Origin of the sequence: Pantoea sp. USHLN256 (assembly GCF_037149875.1) — a bacterium.
GTDB lineage: Bacteria > Pseudomonadota > Gammaproteobacteria > Enterobacterales > Enterobacteriaceae > Pantoea > Pantoea nemavictus.
Genome location: NZ_JBBCQO010000009.1, coordinates 104003 through 121749, shown reverse-complemented (window position 1 = coordinate 121749; position 17747 = coordinate 104003). Strand labels below are relative to the sequence as shown.

General features: G+C 53.9%; 19 protein-coding genes and 1 other RNA gene. 12 read left to right on the top strand and 8 right to left on the bottom strand.

Going from position 1 to position 17747, the window contains the following annotated elements; genetic code table 11:
- Positions 1 to 19: 19 nt before the first annotated feature.
- From WFL93_RS19405 to sstT, 3 genes are all read left to right on the top strand, one after another.
- The gene (locus tag WFL93_RS19405; RefSeq protein WP_336778815.1) at positions 20 to 1006 is read left to right on the top strand and encodes a Gfo/Idh/MocA family protein; all 987 of its coding nucleotides are present in this window, start codon (positions 20 to 22) and stop codon (positions 1004 to 1006) included.
- Between the two features lie 260 nt (positions 1007 to 1266).
- Complete coding sequence (locus WFL93_RS19400) at positions 1267 to 2238, top strand: TerC family protein (protein WP_336778814.1); 972 nt, start codon at positions 1267 to 1269, stop codon at positions 2236 to 2238.
- A 230-nt stretch (positions 2239 to 2468) separates the two neighbouring features.
- On the top strand, positions 2469 to 3716 hold the full coding sequence (gene sstT, locus WFL93_RS19395) for a serine/threonine transporter SstT (protein ID WP_336778813.1): 1248 nt from the start codon (positions 2469 to 2471) through the stop codon (positions 3714 to 3716).
- Positions 3717 to 3745: 29 nt separating this feature from the next.
- On the opposite strand, the gene WFL93_RS19390 is transcribed toward sstT, so the two are convergent.
- Genes WFL93_RS19390 through uxaC form a run of 3 tightly spaced genes read right to left on the bottom strand, consistent with a single transcriptional unit; the run spans position 3746 to position 8107 of the window.
- On the bottom strand, positions 3746 to 5236 hold the full coding sequence (locus tag WFL93_RS19390; RefSeq protein WP_336778812.1) for a UxaA family hydrolase: 1491 nt from the start codon (positions 5234 to 5236) through the stop codon (positions 3746 to 3748).
- Positions 5237 to 5240: 4 nt separating this feature from the next.
- Positions 5241 to 6689 carry a tagaturonate reductase gene (locus WFL93_RS19385; RefSeq protein WP_336778811.1) on the bottom strand — a complete coding sequence of 483 codons (1449 nt, stop codon included), beginning with the start codon at positions 6687 to 6689 and terminating at the stop codon, positions 5241 to 5243.
- Positions 6690 to 6691: 2 nt separating this feature from the next.
- Entirely contained in the window at positions 6692 to 8107 is a 1416-nt protein-coding gene (gene uxaC / locus WFL93_RS19380; RefSeq protein WP_336778810.1) for a glucuronate isomerase, read from the bottom strand.
- Positions 8108 to 8551: 444 nt separating this feature from the next.
- Here uxaC and exuR point away from each other — a divergent pair, with 444 nt between their 5' ends.
- From exuR to WFL93_RS19335, 9 genes are all read left to right on the top strand, one after another.
- The gene (exuR, locus tag WFL93_RS19375) at positions 8552 to 9325 is read left to right on the top strand and encodes a transcriptional regulator ExuR (RefSeq protein ID WP_007890367.1); all 774 of its coding nucleotides are present in this window, start codon (positions 8552 to 8554) and stop codon (positions 9323 to 9325) included.
- A gap of 334 nt (positions 9326 to 9659) precedes the next feature.
- Complete coding sequence (locus tag WFL93_RS19370; protein WP_007890366.1) at positions 9660 to 10337, top strand: DedA family protein; 678 nt, start codon at positions 9660 to 9662, stop codon at positions 10335 to 10337.
- Positions 10334 to 10702, top strand: coding sequence for an EnvZ/OmpR regulon moderator MzrA (gene mzrA / locus WFL93_RS19365; RefSeq protein WP_007890365.1), 369 nt, complete (start codon positions 10334 to 10336; stop codon positions 10700 to 10702). Before WFL93_RS19370 ends, mzrA begins: the two co-directional genes overlap by 4 nt.
- Before the next feature lie 174 nt (positions 10703 to 10876).
- The gene (locus tag WFL93_RS19360) at positions 10877 to 11248 is read left to right on the top strand and encodes a DUF1090 domain-containing protein (protein ID WP_152929102.1); all 372 of its coding nucleotides are present in this window, start codon (positions 10877 to 10879) and stop codon (positions 11246 to 11248) included.
- 35 nt (positions 11249 to 11283) lie between these two features.
- On the top strand, positions 11284 to 11589 hold the full coding sequence (locus WFL93_RS19355) for a DUF883 family protein (protein WP_007890363.1): 306 nt from the start codon (positions 11284 to 11286) through the stop codon (positions 11587 to 11589).
- A 2-nt stretch (positions 11590 to 11591) separates the two neighbouring features.
- Entirely contained in the window at positions 11592 to 11990 is a 399-nt protein-coding gene (locus tag WFL93_RS19350) for a phage holin family protein (RefSeq protein ID WP_180822553.1), read from the top strand.
- On the top strand, positions 11987 to 12271 hold the full coding sequence (locus tag WFL93_RS19345) for a YqjK-like family protein (protein ID WP_007890361.1): 285 nt from the start codon (positions 11987 to 11989) through the stop codon (positions 12269 to 12271). Before WFL93_RS19350 ends, WFL93_RS19345 begins: the two co-directional genes overlap by 4 nt.
- Before the next feature lie 207 nt (positions 12272 to 12478).
- A complete protein-coding gene (locus WFL93_RS19340; protein WP_007890360.1) occupies positions 12479 to 12889 on the top strand; it encodes a DoxX family protein in 411 nt (136 codons plus the stop codon).
- A gap of 80 nt (positions 12890 to 12969) precedes the next feature.
- The gene (locus WFL93_RS19335; RefSeq protein WP_049850547.1) at positions 12970 to 13944 is read left to right on the top strand and encodes a glutathione S-transferase family protein; all 975 of its coding nucleotides are present in this window, start codon (positions 12970 to 12972) and stop codon (positions 13942 to 13944) included.
- 5 nt (positions 13945 to 13949) lie between these two features.
- Here the strand turns inward: WFL93_RS19335 and WFL93_RS19330 are convergent, their stop codons facing one another.
- From WFL93_RS19330 to rsmI, 5 genes are all read right to left on the bottom strand, one after another.
- Positions 13950 to 15134, bottom strand: coding sequence for a glycosyltransferase (locus WFL93_RS19330; protein WP_336778809.1), 1185 nt, complete (start codon positions 15132 to 15134; stop codon positions 13950 to 13952).
- Between the two features lie 110 nt (positions 15135 to 15244).
- Positions 15245 to 15574, bottom strand: a complete 330-nt coding sequence (mdtI, locus tag WFL93_RS19325) for a multidrug/spermidine efflux SMR transporter subunit MdtI (protein WP_007890357.1) — start codon at positions 15572 to 15574, stop codon at positions 15245 to 15247.
- Positions 15561 to 15911 (bottom strand): multidrug/spermidine efflux SMR transporter subunit MdtJ, encoded by a 351-nt coding sequence (mdtJ, locus tag WFL93_RS19320; RefSeq protein WP_180822557.1) that lies wholly within the window; start codon positions 15909 to 15911, stop codon positions 15561 to 15563. The genes mdtI and mdtJ overlap by 14 nt, the downstream gene beginning before the upstream one ends.
- A gap of 519 nt (positions 15912 to 16430) precedes the next feature.
- An RNA gene (rnpB, locus tag WFL93_RS19315) (RNase P RNA component class A) lies at positions 16431 to 16809 on the bottom strand.
- Positions 16810 to 16842: 33 nt separating this feature from the next.
- Entirely contained in the window at positions 16843 to 17706 is an 864-nt protein-coding gene (gene rsmI / locus WFL93_RS19310; protein ID WP_007890355.1) for a 16S rRNA (cytidine(1402)-2'-O)-methyltransferase, read from the bottom strand.
- Positions 17707 to 17747 lie beyond the last annotated feature (41 nt).

Here is a 17747-nt window from a genome sequence, read left to right as displayed (position 1 = left end):
TTTAGCAGGAGAGCAGCACGTGATTCGTTTCGCCATCGTGGGAACCAACTGGATCACCCGCCAGTTTATCGACGCCGCACATGAAACCGGCAAGATGAAGCTGAGCGGCGTTTATTCTCGTCATCAGCAGCAAGCCGACGCTTTTGTGGTGGATTATCCCTGCAAGTTGACGTTCACCTCGCTGGATGAACTCGCCACCAGCAGCGAAATCGATGCGGTGTATATCGCCAGCCCAAATGCATTGCACAGCGAGCAAGCGATGCTGTTTATGTCACACGGTAAGCATGTGATTTGCGAGAAGCCAATGGCCTCTAACCTGCGCGAAGCGGAGGCGATGATTGCCTGTGCCCGTGAGCATCAGGTGGTGTTGTTCGAAGCCTTCAAAACCGCCAGCCTGCCGACGTTCCTGCAGCTACAAAAAACCTTGCCGCAGCTGGGCAAACTGCGCAAAGCCTTGATTAACTATTGCCAGTATTCGTCGCGCTATCAGCGCTATCTGGATGGTGAAAACCCGAATACCTTTAATCCACGCTGGTCGAACGGTTCCATAATGGATATTGGCTTCTACTGCCTCGCCGCCGCCGTCACGCTGTGGGGCGCGCCGCAGCAGGTCAAAGCGCAAGCCTCTTTGCTGGAAAGCGGCGTGGATGCGCATGGCGTTGTGGTACTGGGCTACGGCGATTTTGATGTCACCTTGCTGCACTCCAAAGTTAGCGATTCACTGATCCCCAGTGAGATTCAAGGGGAAGCGGGATCGCTGGTGATCGAAAAGATCTCCGAATGCCAGCAGCTGCGCTTTATCCCGCGCGGCGGCGAGAGCCAAAACCTGACGCAGCCGCAGCACATTAATACCATGCTGTATGAAGCAGAAACCTTTGCCAAACTGGTTGAAGCCGGTGAAGTTGAGCATGCCGCGTTAGAAACCTCGCGCATTACGGCGCAACTGCTCACGGAAATTCGCCGCCAGACGGGCGTGGTTTTCCCGGCCGATCGGGCTGAAGTGTAAATATTGCAAAACATTTCTGGCGCCCTCTTGAAAGCGATTATTGAACTCCGTATGTTGAGCGCTGCAAAGGGGAGTAACTTCAACGCTGATTGATCGTCATTACGATGCGCAACACGCATCCGGTCGTCAGGCAACCCGGAATCTATTCTGAGTTGTAAGTGAGACCTTGCCGGAAGGCGAGGTTTGCTTGCAGCACCATCAAAGCGGCTGACGTCTTCTGACTTCAGCCGCTTTTTTTATGTTCAGAAAAGGATATGACTATGCACTCTGTAGGCACACCGTTACTTTGGGGCAGCTTTGCTGTTGTAGTGCTCATCATGCTAGCGATCGACCTGCTGTTACAGGGCCGACGCGGCGCACAAACTATGTCATTTAAACAAGCAGCGATATGGTCACTGGTTTGGGTCTCCGTTTCGCTGCTGTTTAGCGCTGCGTTCTGGTGGTATCTCGACGGCACCGCCGGACGCGAAGTCGCTACCGCGCAAACTCTCGCTTTCCTCACCGGCTACGTGTTAGAAAAAGCGCTGGCGGTCGATAACGTCTTTGTCTGGCTAATGCTGTTTAGCTACTTCGCTGTGCCAGCCAATCTGCAACGTCGTGTACTGATTTATGGCGTATTAGGCGCGATTGTACTGCGTACCATCATGATCTTCGCCGGTAGCTATTTGGTTACCCAGTTCAGCTGGATTCTTTACGTATTCGGCGCCTTCCTGTTGTTCACCGGCCTCAAAATGGCGCTGGCGAAAGAGGAAGATGACAACGCGGTCGGCGACAAGCCGGTGGTGCGCTGGCTGCGTAAGCATCTGCGTATGACCGATAGCCTGGATGGTGAGAAGTTCTTCACCCGCAAAAACGGCGTGCTGTTCGCGACGCCGCTGCTGTTGGTGCTGATCATGGTCGAACTGAGCGATGTGATTTTCGCCGTGGACAGTATCCCCGCTATCTTCGCGGTGACCACCGATCCATTCATTGTGCTGACCTCAAACCTGTTCGCGATTCTCGGTCTACGTGCCATGTATTTCTTACTGGCTAACGTGGCGGAACGTTTCTCCATGCTGAAATACGGTTTGGCGATTGTGTTGGTGTTTATCGGAATCAAGATGCTGATCGTCGAGTTCTACCACATTCCAGTCGGCATCTCGCTGACGGTGGTGGGCGTGATTCTCGGCGGTACGCTGCTGATCAACGCCTGGGTGAACCACAGAAACGACCATAAGAAGATCTCACCATAATCTTCTGCAGGGGCGCTAATCGCCCCTGCTTTGTTTCGCCAGTAGCAACCTTCGCCTTTTATATATCTGTCACACTTCCCATCATCAGCAGATCAAAAAACCGATCTGCTGCGCATGCACAGAATTATCTCTTTCCTCGCTAACTCTTTTCCTTATACTCCGCCGGGCAAACCGTTGCGCGCGGGAGAACCGCGCACAACACTCATGACCGCGAATAAAAAGACTGTGATATGCAAAACAACTTTATTGGACGTCTGGGCGCGCTGTTCGCAGGAAGCCTGGTAAAACAAATCATGATCGGCCTGGTGGCTGGCGTGGCGCTGGCGTGGTTCTCGCGCGACACCGCATTAGCCGTTGGCTTGCTGGGTGAGCTGTTCGTGCGCGCGCTGAAAGCCGTCGCGCCGCTACTGGTACTGGTGCTGGTGATCTCTTCTATCGCCAACCATCAGCAGGGACAGAATACCAATATCCGCCCGATTATCATGCTGTATCTGCTCAGCACCTTCTTTGCTGCCGTGGTGGCGGTGATCTTCAGTCATCTGTTCCCGCAGACGCTGTCGATGAACGTCGGTGCCACGCAAATCACCCCACCGTCGGGCATTAGCGAAGTGCTGCACGGCCTGCTGATCAGCATGGTTTCCAATCCGATTGACGCACTGATGAACGCCAACTACATCGGCATTCTGGTCTGGGCGCTGGGCTTAGGTCTGGCGTTTCGTCATGCCAGCCCAAGCAGCAAAGCGTTCCTCAACGATGCGTCCAATGCCGCCACCTGGGTGGTGCGCTGTGTGATTCGCTGTGCGCCGCTGGGGATTTTTGGCCTGGTAGCCTCCATACTCGCCTCGACCGGTTTTGACGCCATCTGGGAATACGCCAATCTGCTGGCGCTGCTGCTCGGCTGCATGCTGATTATGGCGCTGGTGATCAACCCGATGCTGGTGTTCCAGAAGATTCGTCGTAATCCCTATCCGCTGGTGTTTACCTGCCTGCGTGAAAGCGGCGTGACCGCCTTCTTCACTCGCAGCTCGGCGGCCAATATTCCGGTGAATATGGCGCTGGCTAAGCGTCTTAATCTGGATGAAGACACCTATTCCGTGTCGATTCCGCTCGGTGCCACCATCAGCATGGCGGGCGCATCGATCACCATAACTGTGTTGACGCTGGCCGCGGTACACACGCTGGGCATCTCGGTGGATGTACCAACCGCGATTCTGTTGAGTCTGGTGGCGTCGCTGTGTGCCTGTGGCGCATCCGGTGTGGCCGGCGGCTCACTGCTGCTGATTCCGGTGGCCTGCAATATGTTTGGCATTCCGAACGATTTGGCGATGCAGGTGGTGGCAGTGGGCTTCATTATTGGCGTGCTGCAGGATTCCGCCGAGACCGCACTCAACTCCTCGACGGATATTCTGTTTACCGCGGCGGTTTGCCAGGCCGAAGCCGAGCGCGCGCCGCGTCGTACGGTTTCAGAATCGGAATAGTGTGTGATGGGTCGCCATCAATGGCGACCTTACAAAGTCACACCGCTTTTGAAGATGGCTAACTCGCGGAAATCGTTGGTTTCATTGCGCGCCGGTTGGCCATTGGCAATCGCTACAATCATATCGACGAAATCCTCCAGCATCGCCTCCATACTCATGCCTTCAATCAAACGCCCGGCATTAAAATCGATCCAGTGCGGTTTTTTCTCGGCCAACTGCGTATTGGTGGCGATCTTCACCGTTGGTACAAAACCGCCGTACGGCGTGCCGCGTCCGGTAGTAAACAGCACCATATGACAGCCCGCGCCTGCCAGCGCGCTGGTGGCTACCGCATCATTACCCGGCGCGCTCAACAGATTGAGTCCCGGCGTGTGTAAGCGCTCACCGTACTTCAGCACATCCACCACCTGGCTTTGTCCGGCCTTTTGCGTACAGCCAAGCGACTTCTCTTCCAGCGTGGTGATGCCGCCTGCTTTGTTGCCCGGCGATGGGTTCTCGTAGATGGGCTGCTGATGATCGATAAAGTAGCGTTTGAAGTCGTTAATCATCGCCACGGTTTTGCTGAAAGTGGCTTCATCGCGACAACGACTCATCAGAATACGCTCCGCGCCAAACATCTCCGGCACCTCCGTCAGCACCGTGGTGCCGCCGTTGGCAATCATCTGATCGGAGAAACAGCCCAGCATCGGGTTGGCGGTGATACCGGAAAAGCCGTCTGAGCCGCCGCATTCCAGACCAAACTTCAGCTCGCTAAGTTTGCCCGGCTGACGCTTGTCTGCACGCATCGCCTGATAAAGCGCATGCAGGCGTTCCAGCCCCGCTTCCACTTCATCATCCTGCTTCTGGCACTCCATAAACTGCACGCGATCGCTATCAAAGCCACCGAGCGTTTCGCGGAACACATCGACCTGATTGTTCTCGCAGCCCAGGCCAATCACCAGTACAGCGCCAGCATTGGGGTGGCGCACCATATTTTGCAGCATGGTCCGGGTGTTCTCGTGATCCTGTCCGAGCTGCGAGCAGCCAAACGGATGACTAAACAGGTGCACGCCATCAATACCTTCAGCGTCATGGGTCTCTTTCATAAAGCGTGTCAGGATCTGCCGTGCAATACCGTTTACGCATCCCACGGTGGGCAGAATCCACAGCTCATTGCGGATGCCCACCTCACCGCTGGCACGACGATAGATCTGCACGTCGCGGTCACCGGCCTGTGGCGGCAGCGCGAGAAAATCGGGCTGATAGTCATACTCGTCCACGTCGCTCAGATTGGTGCGTGCATTGCTGGAGTGAATGATTTCACCCGCAGCGATCGGCTGAGTAGCATGGGCGATCGGCAAGCCGTACTTGATCACCAGTTCACCGGCGGCTAAAGGCTGCAGGGCAAACTTGTGACCGCGTCCGACCTCCTGCTGCAAGGTAATCGCTTGTTGATTAATCTCGACCTGGGTATTGGCGGGCAAATCGCGCAACGCTACAGCAACGTTATCGCGTGAATGAATTCTAATGGCATCTTGCATAGCGTTATCTCAGTTGGGTCAGCGCCGTCCGCATCCCGTGGACGATGATGTTTTGCAGGTGTTGGCTTACCGCAGCCACTAATCCTGGCCGCTGAGTGAGATCTTCGCCCCAGTGGTTGGCATCGCTGAGTACCGCGCGCACCAACTGTTCCGGGGTCTGTTTATCGTTATGTACCGCTGGCCATAGCTCAGCAAAACGCTGCAACCAGTGTTCGTCGTCCTGCAGCGGCCAGCGACGATCACCCTCTTCACCGCGATAAAACGCCAGCAGCGCGGCAAAGGCGAAGGTCAGACGTGCAGGCCATTGCCCGTTTTGCTGCTGCGCCAGCAGTAGCTGTGGCAGCAAACGGGTACGGAATTTGGTCATGCCGTTTAGGGCAATCGAAAGCAGCGCATGGCGAATAAAGGGATTGCGGAAACGGCGCTGCACCGCGTCGGCGAAGGCGTGCAGCTCATCGCGCGGCAGATCCAGCGTCGGGATCACCTCTTCGCGCAGCAGGGCATCAACAAAGCCGGCAAGTTGCGCGTCGTCCATCGCTTCTCCGACGCTCTCCACACCCGCCTGAAACGCCACCGGCACCAGCGCGGTGTGTGCACCGTTAAGAATCGCCACTTTCTGCGCTTTGTACGGCGTGATGTCATCCACCAGCTTCACTTCCGGCGCCAGCGTGTCGAGCTTCAGCTCCTGAGCCAATGCATCCGGCCCCTGAATCACAAACTGGTAATAGACTTCGCCCGCCACCAGATAGCGATCCTGATAGCCCAACTGCGCCTCAATTGCCGCGCTGTCGGCCGGATAGCCGGTGACAATGCGATCCACCAGCGTGTTGTAGAAAGCACAGTGATCCTGCAGCCAGCGCGCAAACTCCGGCGGCAGCTGCCAATGCTTGATGTAGCGCATTACCAACTCGCGCAGCGTGTCGCCGTTATAATCGATCAGTTCGCAAGGTACGATGAGCCAACCTTTATCGCTGGCCGCAGCAAAGTGGTTAAAGCGCGCCCACAGCAACTGCGTCAGCTTGCCGGGAAACGAGGACGCTGGCGCATCGTCCAGCCGATCCTCTGCGACAAAAACAATGCCGGCTTCGGTGGTATTGGAGAATACAAAGCGCATCTGCGGCGCACGCGCCAACGCAAGAAAATCTTCAAATTGTTGATACGGCTGAATTTCACGATTCACGCTACGAATCAGCCGGGTTTCACTCACCTGCTCACCCGCGGCGTTTAGTCCGCGAATCAGCGTGGTGTATAGACCCTCTTGCTGATTTAGCGTCTCTTCCACCACGCGGTTGCGCGGCCGCACCACGACTACGCCCGCGTCGGTGTGTTGATGCTGATTAAGCCAGTCGAGTTGCCAATCGATAAAGGCACGCAGGAAGTTGCCTTCACCGAACTGGATGACGCGCTCGCTATAGTGCGCTCCGGGGAAATTCTGGCGGTTGAGTCGCTGCATTATCAGGCTCCCAGCTCAATGCCGAAGTAATCGCGCGCATTGTTAAAACTGATGTTCTGCACCATCTGCCCTAACAACGCCTCATCGGCCGGCGCTTCGCCACGTTCTACCCAGTTGCCGATCATCTGGCATAGCAGGCGACGGAAATATTCGTGGCGCGTGTAGGAGAGGAAACTGCGGCTATCGGTGAGCATGCCGACAAAGCGGCTCAGCAGGCCGATTTGCGCCAGCTGGGTCATTTGGCGCTGCATGCCGTCGAGCTGATCGTTGAACCACCACGCCGAACCAAACTGCATCTTGCCCGGTTCGCCTTCACCCTGGAAATTGCCCGCCATGGTGGCCAGCACTTCGTTATCGCGCGGGTTGACGCAGTAGAGGATGGTTTTTGGCAGCGCATTATTGCGGTTCTGCGCATCCAGCAAGCGCGCCAGCGGAATCGCCAGCGGCGCATCGTTGATCGAATCGAAGCCCACATCCGGGCCGAGGATGTCGAGCTGGCGGCGATTGGCGTTACGCAGCGCGCCAATGTGATACTGCTGCGCCCAGCCGCGGCGCGCATATTCGCTACCCAGCCACACTAGCACCGCGCTTTTAAATTGTGCCGTCTCTTCTGTGGAAGGTGCCGCGCCTTGCAGACGACGCGCCAAAATGGCATCCAACGTGGCTTCATCAGCTTCCGCAAACACCACCACATCCAGCGCGTGATCGGAGATTTTGCAGCCGTGCGCGGCGAAGTGATCGAGTCGCTGGCTCAAAGCACGGCGCAGATCGTCAAAGCGCTGCACGCTGACATCCGCCACCTGCTCCAGGCGCTGAATCCACGGCAGGAAACTCTCCAGCTCAATATTAAAGGCTTTGTCCGGACGCCAGCTCGGCAGCACTTTGACGCCAAAACTGCTGTCCTGCGCCAGCTTGCGGTGGTGCTGCAGGTCATCGAGCGGATCGTCGGTGGTGCCGACCATCTTCACATTCATCTGCTGCATGATGCCGCGTGCGCTAAATGCATCCTGCGCCAGCAGTTCGTTACACTGCTGCCAAATGACATCGGCGCTCTGTTCATTCAGCAGCACGTCAGTGATACCGAAAGGTCGACGTAGTTCAAGGTGCGTCCAGTGATAAAGCGGATTGCCGATGGTATGCGGCACGGTGCGCGCCCAGGCATTGAATTTCTCACGATCGCTGGCATCACCGGTGCACAACGCTTCCGGCACGCCGTTGGCGCGCATTGCTCGCCATTTGTAGTGATCGCCTTTCAGCCAGATGTCATAGAGGTTGGTGAAGCGGTAGTTGTCGGCAATCTGCTGCGGCGGCAAGTGACAGTGATAGTCGAAAATCGGCTGATCTTTAGCGTAGTCATGGTACAGACGACGGGCGAACTCGGTGTCGAGTAGAAAATCCTCACTCATAAAACGCGACATACCTGCTTCCTCTTTGTGGCCAAGTGGCTTTGACTCAAAGTTATCATACCAATTTAGGCGATCGGGATAATTGTTTGCGATCCGACTCACAATAATGACAGTTTCACTGTGGGTATAGAGATGAGCCCGCAGATAACAACAAATAAGTGTTTGTTTTTAATTAATTTAAAGATAATAAAATTTGAGGGAAGAAGTTACGCGATAGCATTCAAACTTCAAAGATGTATAACAAGTTGGCACTTGACTCAATTGCTACGCATTTATGGCAGAGGCCAGGAACGTCATGAGTGAGAAAACCAGCCGCTTTCGAATGCAACGTTTAAGCCGTAAGGTAATTCGTTACGAAAGTTATTAATCCTCTTCGGGCTGGCGCTGGCCAGCCCATTTCCTCTATGCGGCTGAAGTGGTATAACAACTCAACTTTATTCCACAGCGGACCGCGCAATGGACCTGACCGAATCACGACGCTTGTATCAACAGCTCGCCAGCGAACTTAAACGCCGTATTGAAGCAGGCGATTACAGCATCGGCGACAAACTGCCCGCCGAACGTCTGATCGCGGAAGAGATGCAGGTGAGCCGCACCGTGGTGCGCGAAGCGATTATCATGCTGGAAGTGGAAGGTTACGTGGAGGTGCGTAAAGGCTCCGGCATCCACGTGATGAGTAATCAGCAGCAGAATCGCGTGGTGACATCCAGCCAGCTGGAGTTCGCTAATTTCGGACCCTTCGAGCTGTTACAGGCACGTCAGTTGATTGAGAGTAACGTTGCCGAATTTGCCGCCACGCAGGTGACGCGGCAGGACATTGTGGCACTGATGGCGATTCAGGAAAAAGCACGTCAGGAAGATCACTCGCGCGACTCCGCCTGGGATATGGAGTTTCACGTACGCATCGCGCAATCCACGCAAAACAGCGCCTTAGCGGCGATTGTCGAAAAAATGTGGCTGCATCGTCTGCACAATCCCTACTGGCTTAAATTGCATGAGCATATTGATGCCAAAAATATTACCAGCTGGTGTGACGATCACGACCAGATCCTCAAAGCACTCATACGCAAAGATCCCGCCGCCAGTAAGCTGGCAATGTGGCAACATCTGGAAAATACTAAACAGATGCTGTTTAACGCGACGACTGACGATTTCGAATTTAACGTTGATCGTTACATGTTTGCGGAAAATCCGGTCATCCTGCCGGAAGCTAGCGAAAACCCACGCTGATCCTGCTTATTTTTCAGGCATTTTGTTGCCGAAAAAGTCAGTTAGTCTGCAATAGTGTCAGCTCATGTAAAGCTCCTTTTGACCACCTGCGTCTAAAGGTAAAACTCCTGTGCGACAGGCACTTTCCCCTGTCTGGATAACGTTATTTTTGTTACAGTTATCGCCCTTTTATTACCCTTTGCGACAGGGCTTTTAAAAGTCGCTGATTTAACAATCAATTCTGGAAGGATCCGGAAACTCCTGCTCAGGCTGCTTATCTAAAATGTATAACCAATGCCAGTCTGCGCCTAAGCCCCTCACGGGCACGTTTAACAATGATGTTCAGGAATGATTGATGGATATTTTGCAAGCATTGCTGCATGCCTTATGGCAGCAGGATTACGAAATGCTCTCCGACCCCACGCTGGTTTGGGCCATTTATGGTGTGTTGTTCATGATTCTGTTTTTAGAAAATGGACTGCTCCCCGCCGCTTTTCTGCCTGGCGACAGTTTACTGATTCTGGTCGGCGTTCTGATTGCTAAAGGCACCATGGGTTTCCCACTTACTCTGCTGATTTTGACCACCGGCGCCAGTCTGGGCTGCTGGGTGAGTTACATCCAGGGGCGATGGCTGGGTAACACGCCCACCGTGCAAAACTGGCTTTCGCATTTGCCCGCGCAATATCACCAGCGCGCGCACGCCCTGTTCCATCGCCACGGCTTATCTGCCCTGCTGATTGGTCGCTTTATTGCCTTTGTGCGTACTTTGCTGCCTACCATCGCGGGTCTTTCTGGCCTGAGTAACGCGCGCTTCCAGTTCTTTAACTGGGTAAGTGGCTTCCTGTGGGTACTGATTCTCACCGTGCTAGGCTTCGCGCTGGGCAAAACGCCGATTTTCCGTCGTTACGAAGATGAGTTGATGTTGTGTCTGATGCTGCTGCCGCTAGTGCTGCTGGTGATCGGCCTGGTCGGTTCTTTAGTCGTGCTTTGGCGTAAGCGTCAGTCAACTCGCAACGGGAATTCACAGCCATGATCAAACTCCGTGGATTCCCAAGGCGTTTACTGCCTTGGGCGCTGGGTGGCGCCTTCGCGTTGCTGGCCGTCTGTTTCATTCCGAACTTGATGCAGCATGAAACCGTGGTGCAAATCCGCGTGGCGAATAGCGGCACCAATCTGCCCGATGGTTTTTACCTGTATCAGCAACTTTCCGCGCAGGGCGTGCGTATCAAAAGTATTACGCCCTCTGGCGACGCGCTGGTGATTCATTTTGAGAATGAAGAACAGAGTCTGGCGGCACAGAAAGTTCTGAAACGCCTGTTACCACAAGGCTTCGTTGTGGCTGCCGGCCCACAGGCTTCGCAGCAATATCCTGACGCCACTCGCCCAACGTACAGTTAAATGTTACCGCCTGACGCTAAGTCGGGCGGTAAGCTAATCCTCGCTATCCCCGCGTCTTCTTTGAATTTTTTCGTCTGCTGTCTATCCTTAGAGGTAGCGTAAGCCTAAGACATGCTGGGATGCCTCTCCTGTCCGGTCTATGGCAGGTCATCAACAATGGAAGGTCACTACCTGATGAAACATCAATTACTGCTAGGTGCTATTCTTTTCTCACTCTCGGGTTCGCTGCTGGCGGCTGAATCGCTCTGCCAACAAAAAGAGCAAGATATTCAGCGCGAGATCGATATGGCGAAGCAGCATGACAACCAGCGCCGCGTAACCGGGCTGGAGCGTGCGTTGACCGAAGTCCGCGCAGGCTGCACCGATGAGAAACTGAAATCGGCACACAGCGAACGCATCGCAGAGCAGAAGCATAAAATCGCCGAGCGCGAGCGTGAGCTGAAGGAAGAGCGTCAGGACGGCGATAAAGACAAAATTGAGAAGCGCGAACGTAAGCTAGAAGAGGCACAGCACGAACTGAAAAAGCTTGAAGCTGAACCTTATTAATCGGACTTAACTACATGCTGTAAAAGGAGATTTCCATGGCTAAAGAAACAACATCTGAACATCTGCGCGCTGAATTGAAAAATCTGGCTGATACCCTGGAAGAAGTGCTGAGTAGCTCAGCAGATAAATCCAAAGGCGAGCTGGATAAACTGCGTCATAAAGCGCGTGGTGCTATTGAAAGCTCCCGTGAACGCCTGGGTGATTCTGGCGAACGTATCGCACAAACCACGCGTGAAGCGGCGGAAAAGGCAGATGAATACGTGCGCGACAATCCATGGCACGGCGTAGGCATCGGGGCAGCGGTAGGTATTCTAATCGGCATTTTAATCTCACGGCGTTAATGATGAGTGATAGTCAGCAAAGCCACGGCCCCGGCAAAGGGGTCTTTAACATCGGTCAGCGGATAGTTACCACTTTGGTTAGCATGGTCGAGACGCGTGTCCGACTAGCGATCGTGGAACTGGAAGAGGAGAAGGCAAACCTGATTCAGATGCTGATGATGGTTGGCCTGACCATGCTGTTCACCGCTTTCGGTCTAATGAGCCTGATGGTGCTTATCATCTGGGCGGTCGATGCACAATATCGTCTGATGGCCATCGCGATCACCACTGGCGTGCTGTTTGCGCTGGCGTTGATCTTCGGTTTATGGACTCTTTACAAATCGCGCCAGTCAACGCTGCTGCGTCATACGCGTAAAGAGCTGGATACCGACCGCACGCTGTTGGAGGAGCATCGCTCATGAGCCGCCGCGAACGTGAAGCCCGCATTCACGAACTGCTGAATCAGGTGCAGCAGCAGCGGCTCGATCTGAGCGCCGATGGTCGTGACTGGCTGGCTGGCACCGCGCAATACGATCGTGGTTGGTTAACCATTATCGGTATGCGTCGTTATCTGGCGATTGGTAGCAGCGCACTGGCCATCTGGTCGATTCGCAGCCCCAATCGTCTGCTGCGCTGGGCTAAGCGCGGTTTCGGCGCCTGGAGCACCTGGCGCATGATCAAATCGACGCTAGAAAAGCGCTAATTCCTCTACTTAAAACCGGATCGTAATGGTCCGGTTTTGTTCCCCTCAAATTTACTGAACAACATTGACAGTTTATCTCGCTTACAACTCTTTCATCCTGCGATTATTATCTCCCTCCATCAGCCCAGTGAACTGAAACAACCGGTTCAAGGGGATTAAAAACCCGCAGGCCAACAACCTGCCACAAAAACCTTGTTGGAGTAGATGATGAAAAAATTCGAAGACTCAGGCCTGCTGGTAGCACGCGTATTAATGACCATTCTGTTTATTACTGCAGGCTGGGGCAAAATCACCGGTTATGCTGGTACCGCACAATATATGCAGGCGATGGGCGTCCCTGGCTTCCTGCTGCCGCTGGTTATTCTGCTGGAGTTCGGCGGCGGTCTGGCGATTCTGTTCGGTTTCCTGACGCGCTTTACTGCACTGTTCACCGCTGGCTTCACCCTGCTGACGGCGTTCCTGTTCCACAGCAACTTCGCTGAAGGCGTTAACCAGCTGATGTTCATGAAAAACCTCTCCATCGCCGGTGGTTTCCTGGTGCTGGGCTTGGTTGGTCCAGGTGCTTACAGCATTGACCGCCTGATTCGTCAGCGCGCTCAGCCAGCGACAGCACGCTAAGCAGCACAAGCGTTAGAGAACACATATACTGAATCACAGGGGCGGGGATTTTCCTCGCCCCTTTTTATTATGGAGGGCTTATGGGACAGCTGATTGACGGTGTCTGGCACGACACCTGGTACGATACGAAGTCAACCGGTGGCCGCTTCAAACGCACAGAAGCCGTCTGGCGCAACTGGATTACCGCTGATGGCAGCGCAGGACCCACCGGCAACGCGGGCTTCGCCGCCGAACGGGGCCGTTATCATCTGTATGTCTCTCTCGCCTGTCCGTGGGCACATCGCACGCTGTTGATGCGCCAACTCAAAGGATTAGAAGAGATGATTTCGGTTTCGGTGGTACATCCGCTGATGCTGGAGAACGGCTGGACCTTCGACGACAACTTCCCCGATGCCACCGGCGACGCACTGTATCAAAAAGAGTTTCTCTATCAGATCTATCTGCATGCCGATGCGCACTATAGCGGGCGCGTTACCGTCCCGGTGCTGTGGGATAAAACCCAGCAAACCATCGTTAGCAATGAATCGGCCGATATCATGCGCATGCTGAACAGCGCGTTTGATGCGCAGGGCGCTCGCGCGGGCGACTATTATCCAGCTGAACTGCGCGACAAGATTGACGACGTGAATGGCTGGATTTACGACACGGTGAACAACGGCGTCTATAAGAGCGGTTTTGCCACTTCGCAGGCGGCTTACGATGAATCGGTGACGGCGTTGTTCCATTCACTGGCGCGTCTGGAACAGATACTGGGTCAGCATCGCTATCTCACTGGCGATAAGCTTACTGAGGCCGATCTGCGACTTTGGACGACTCTGGTGCGCTTTGATCCGGTCTACGTCACCCACTTTAAGTGCGACCGTCACCGTATCAGCGATTACCGCAATCTCAGCGGCTTCCTGCGCGACATCTACCAAATGCCCGGTATCGCCGATACGGTTAACCTGCCGCATATCCGCCATCACTACTATTGCAGCCACAAAACCATCAACCCAAGCGGCGTTATTTCACTCGGCCCAGCCTTTGACTGGGATGAGCCACACGGCCGGGGCTGATGTACTTAGCCAGCCATCGGAATAAGATGGCTGGTTTCGAGTGGCACAGACGCATAAATCTCATTCAGGCGCTGCTGGAAAATAAGCGGATCGTGCTGAATGCGAATGCGCTCCATCGCCTGTGCCGAGCGCAGACTGATCGCTTGTCGATTCTCGACTGCATCCATAATGTGCACTTTTAGCTGTTCCACCAGTGCCTTCCTGATCGCGTCCTTCGCCTGCAGTGAATCAACCGAATATTCATACATCTCGTTAGTCGGACACTCGATTAACCAACCCGCAGTGGCGGGATTGATCTCAGGTAGCGCGCGAATATTGGTACTGATCACCGGGCAACCGCACGCCTGCATTTCCAGAACAGAGAACCCGTAGGTATCTTGCCAGGTGGGCAGCAGCCCCACATCGGTCTGCTGCAACTGCGCTATCACTTCATCAGGTGTCAGACAGGTTTTGTGCTGGAAAATGGGCAGCTTCTGCAGTGATGTTTCAATTTGGCTGCAGAAGATGGCTGAATCCTGAAACTGACGATGCGCAATATTGTGTCGACGAGATACATCACCGATCAGCGTAACCTGCACGCTATCTTGATCGATCGCTCCCGCCTCGAATAATTCCGTAAATGCCAGCACCACTTCGGCCCCTCCTTTGCGGTAAAACTCTTTACCTACAAAGGTGAACTGCAGTTTATCTGCTGAGACCGCGCGAGGCTGTGATGCTAATAAAGGCTGCGGCGGGTGCAACACGCGAATTTTACTGGCGATGGTGTCCTGATAAGCAGGAAAACTGCTCAGCAACTTAAGCTGAATATTGCGTGTCGCCTCTGAAATAGCAATGAGGCCAATGCATGCTGGTGCGGCCACCCATTTCATTTGGGCATGCAGTTCAGGATTATCGACTTTGCTTATGCCAGCAACCGGCAGTACGCGTGGAATCTCCGTTTCAAAGGTGGCGACCCATTTAATTGGGCTAATTGCCACTTCATTAAAAAGATGGATTACCTCAACGTCGGCTGGCATAAAACCCGGTATGCCCTGGAAACGGAATATTTTGTTTTTCTTTAATAATCTTTGTCTGATCGCGTTGAGGTAAAAATAGAGGTTTCTTTTTTTACCATTAATATAGTGATAATCCGCGTTCACCAGGATATTCCGTTTCTCCGGATATCCTTCTCCGCTGGTGATGATCTTCATGATGTTTGCTGAGCCTTAAGCCAAAATGGGGGCTTAATGCAACCAAACTTCTCTGGTCATGACTTCAAGAGCGGTCTTGAAAGTGGGATTATCACTTGGTTTCAAAGATCTCAGGCAAATTTTATTAGGATCATCCCCACTAACAGTAGCCCGACACCTAACCAACCAATGCGAGATAACCTTTGCCCAAACAGTATCCAGCCCGCGGCTACCGTGGCCACTAAACCCAACCCGCCCCATAACGCGTAGGCGACCGTCAAATCGATGCCTTTCACTGCCTGAGCCAACGCGCTGAATGCTGCCAACACCGCAACCAGCGATAACACGCCAAATAGCGGACGACGGAAACCATTCGAGTATTTCAGAAATATATTGGCGACGATCTCCAGGCCAATGGCCAGCACCAGCCACGCAATATGTATCCAGTTAAACGTTGCCATGACGCAGCTCCTTTCGGCTCAGCGTGCCCGTTTTGATCAGCACGATGCCAGCAATTAATGTCATCAGACCGGCGACTTTAACAGCAGATAAAACCTCATCGAATAGCAACACGCTAAACAGCGTAATAAACAGAATGCCAACGCCTTCCCACATGGCATAAGCCACGCCAAGCGCAATACGCTTAATCGCAAAAGATAAACAAATATAAGATAGTGCAATCATCACCAGCATAAAAATATAACCGGCGTTGCCACCGTTAACACTGGCCCATTTCATGGAAACCGTGCCAATAATTTCCGCCGCGATCGCTAGTGCTAATAAAATCCAATACAGCATGATTTCTCTCCTGAACGAGAAATAAACGCCATCCACGCGAAAATATGCGTGTTAGCAATGTTAAATTAAAAATGTAGAAAAAATGTAGAAAAGGAGAGAGTAGCTCTAAAGCGCGAAGCGCCAGTGCTGATCGCAGATTGGGCAATTGGAGTCAAAGAGAGAAGAAGAGATACAGGCTTTATTTGGCGAAAACATTTTGTCCATAAAATTACAACTTATCCACGTTGTTGCTTCTCGTCAGTGTGGATTAAATTTGTCCTCAGTAGTGATACACGCGCCTATTCTGGCATAGCCTCAAGTATATTTTCCGGGATTTTCATTTCTTTACGTGAGAGGACTTAATTAATCCTATGCGAGTTTGTGCCCTCACGCACGGGAGAGGAAACCGATGGTTGCAGTCTGACAGCTCGCGCGATCGGTCCCTTCTCCCGGTTGCGGGAGAAGGTTAGGATGAGGGACAGCACGCACCCAACCCGCATAAAACACAAAACCCGCCGAAGCGGGTTTTGTGTTTAAAAAAGTCGAAACTGACCGATAAGCCGGGTTCTGTCGTGGACAGTCATTCATCTAGGCCAGCAATCGCTCACTGGCTCAAGCAGCCTACCCGGGTTCAGTACGGGCCGTACCTTGTGAACCCCTATTTGGCCTTGCTCCGGGTGGAGTTTACCGTGCCACGAACTGTTGCCAGCCGCGCGGTGCGCTCTTACCGCACCCTTTCACCCTTACCTGATCCCATTACTGGGCCATCGGCGGTTTGCTCTCTGTTGCACTGGTCGTAGGCTTGCGCCCCCCAGGCGTTACCTGGCACCCTGCCCTATGGAGCCCGGACTTTCCTCCCCTTTGCCCGTCTCCCCCCGAAAGAGGACGACGACAAAGCGGCGACTGTCTAGTCAGCTTCGGCGCGGGATAATAGGCGATCCGCCGCCGTTTGTCACGCCTCTTGCTGCTCCAGCGCGTACTTATAGAGTGCGTTCTTCTTAACGCCATGAATTTCCGCCGTCAGCGCGGCCGCTTTCTTTAATGGCAGTTCTTTTTGCAACAGCGCCAGGGTACGCAGCGCTTCGGCGGGCAGCGCCTCTTCATCGGCTTTATGGCCTTCGACAATCAGCACCATCTCGCCTTTACGGCGGTTCTCATCTTCCAGCACCCACGCCAGCAACTCGCCCACCGGCGCCCCATGCAGCGACTCCCAGGTTTTGGTCAACTCACGCGCCAGCACCACATAGCGCTCGCCGCCCCAAACGCTGACCATATCCTGCAGGCTATCGATAAGCCGATGTGTTGATTCGTAGAAAATCAGCGTTCGTGGCTCTTCACCCAGCGCACGCAGCACATCACAGCGCCCTTTACTTTTGGCCGGCAGAAATCCTTCGTAACAGAAACGATCGGACGGTAACCCCGCCGCGCTTAATGCTGTGATCGCGGCGCAGGCGCCAGGTAACGGCACCACGCGCACGCCCGCTTCACGGCAGCGACGCACCAAATGATAGCCAGGATCGTTGATTAACGGCGTGCCCGCATCGGAGACCAGCGCGATGCTTTGGCCCTCTTGCAGCCTGGCTAAAAGCACCTCGGCTTTCTGCTGTTCGTTGTGGTCGTGAAGTGCGAAGAGTCGCGCATTGATGGCGAAATGTTGTAGCAACAGCCCGGTATGACGTGTATCTTCCGCTGCGACTAGATCGACGCTTGAGAGCACCGTCAACGCTCGTTGAGTGATATCACCCAGGTTACCGATCGGGGTAGGAACGATATAGAGCGTGCTGGCAGAAATCTCTGCCCGATCGAGTTGTTTCATTGTTTCATCCGAATTGCCGATTTAATATTGAGCATCTTGAA

Coding starts and splice junctions, on each gene's coding strand:
- WFL93_RS19400 (WP_336778814.1), top strand. CDS start 1,267: ATGCACTCTGTAGGCACACCGTTACTTTGGGGCAGCTTTGCTGTTGTA.
- sstT (WP_336778813.1), top strand. CDS start 2,469: ATGCAAAACAACTTTATTGGACGTCTGGGCGCGCTGTTCGCAGGAAGC.
- WFL93_RS19390 (WP_336778812.1), bottom strand. CDS start 5,236: ATGCAAGATGCCATTAGAATTCATTCACGCGATAACGTTGCTGTAGCG.
- WFL93_RS19385 (WP_336778811.1), bottom strand. CDS start 6,689: ATGCAGCGACTCAACCGCCAGAATTTCCCCGGAGCGCACTATAGCGAG.
- uxaC (WP_336778810.1), bottom strand. CDS start 8,107: ATGTCGCGTTTTATGAGTGAGGATTTTCTACTCGACACCGAGTTCGCC.
- exuR (WP_007890367.1), top strand. CDS start 8,552: ATGGACCTGACCGAATCACGACGCTTGTATCAACAGCTCGCCAGCGAA.
- WFL93_RS19370 (WP_007890366.1), top strand. CDS start 9,660: ATGGATATTTTGCAAGCATTGCTGCATGCCTTATGGCAGCAGGATTAC.
- mzrA (WP_007890365.1), top strand. CDS start 10,334: ATGATCAAACTCCGTGGATTCCCAAGGCGTTTACTGCCTTGGGCGCTG.
- WFL93_RS19360 (WP_152929102.1), top strand. CDS start 10,877: ATGAAACATCAATTACTGCTAGGTGCTATTCTTTTCTCACTCTCGGGT.
- WFL93_RS19355 (WP_007890363.1), top strand. CDS start 11,284: ATGGCTAAAGAAACAACATCTGAACATCTGCGCGCTGAATTGAAAAAT.
- WFL93_RS19350 (WP_180822553.1), top strand. CDS start 11,592: ATGAGTGATAGTCAGCAAAGCCACGGCCCCGGCAAAGGGGTCTTTAAC.
- WFL93_RS19345 (WP_007890361.1), top strand. CDS start 11,987: ATGAGCCGCCGCGAACGTGAAGCCCGCATTCACGAACTGCTGAATCAG.
- WFL93_RS19340 (WP_007890360.1), top strand. CDS start 12,479: ATGAAAAAATTCGAAGACTCAGGCCTGCTGGTAGCACGCGTATTAATG.
- WFL93_RS19335 (WP_049850547.1), top strand. CDS start 12,970: ATGGGACAGCTGATTGACGGTGTCTGGCACGACACCTGGTACGATACG.
- WFL93_RS19330 (WP_336778809.1), bottom strand. CDS start 15,134: ATGAAGATCATCACCAGCGGAGAAGGATATCCGGAGAAACGGAATATC.
- mdtI (WP_007890357.1), bottom strand. CDS start 15,574: ATGGCAACGTTTAACTGGATACATATTGCGTGGCTGGTGCTGGCCATT.
- mdtJ (WP_180822557.1), bottom strand. CDS start 15,911: ATGCTGTATTGGATTTTATTAGCACTAGCGATCGCGGCGGAAATTATT.
- rsmI (WP_007890355.1), bottom strand. CDS start 17,706: ATGAAACAACTCGATCGGGCAGAGATTTCTGCCAGCACGCTCTATATC.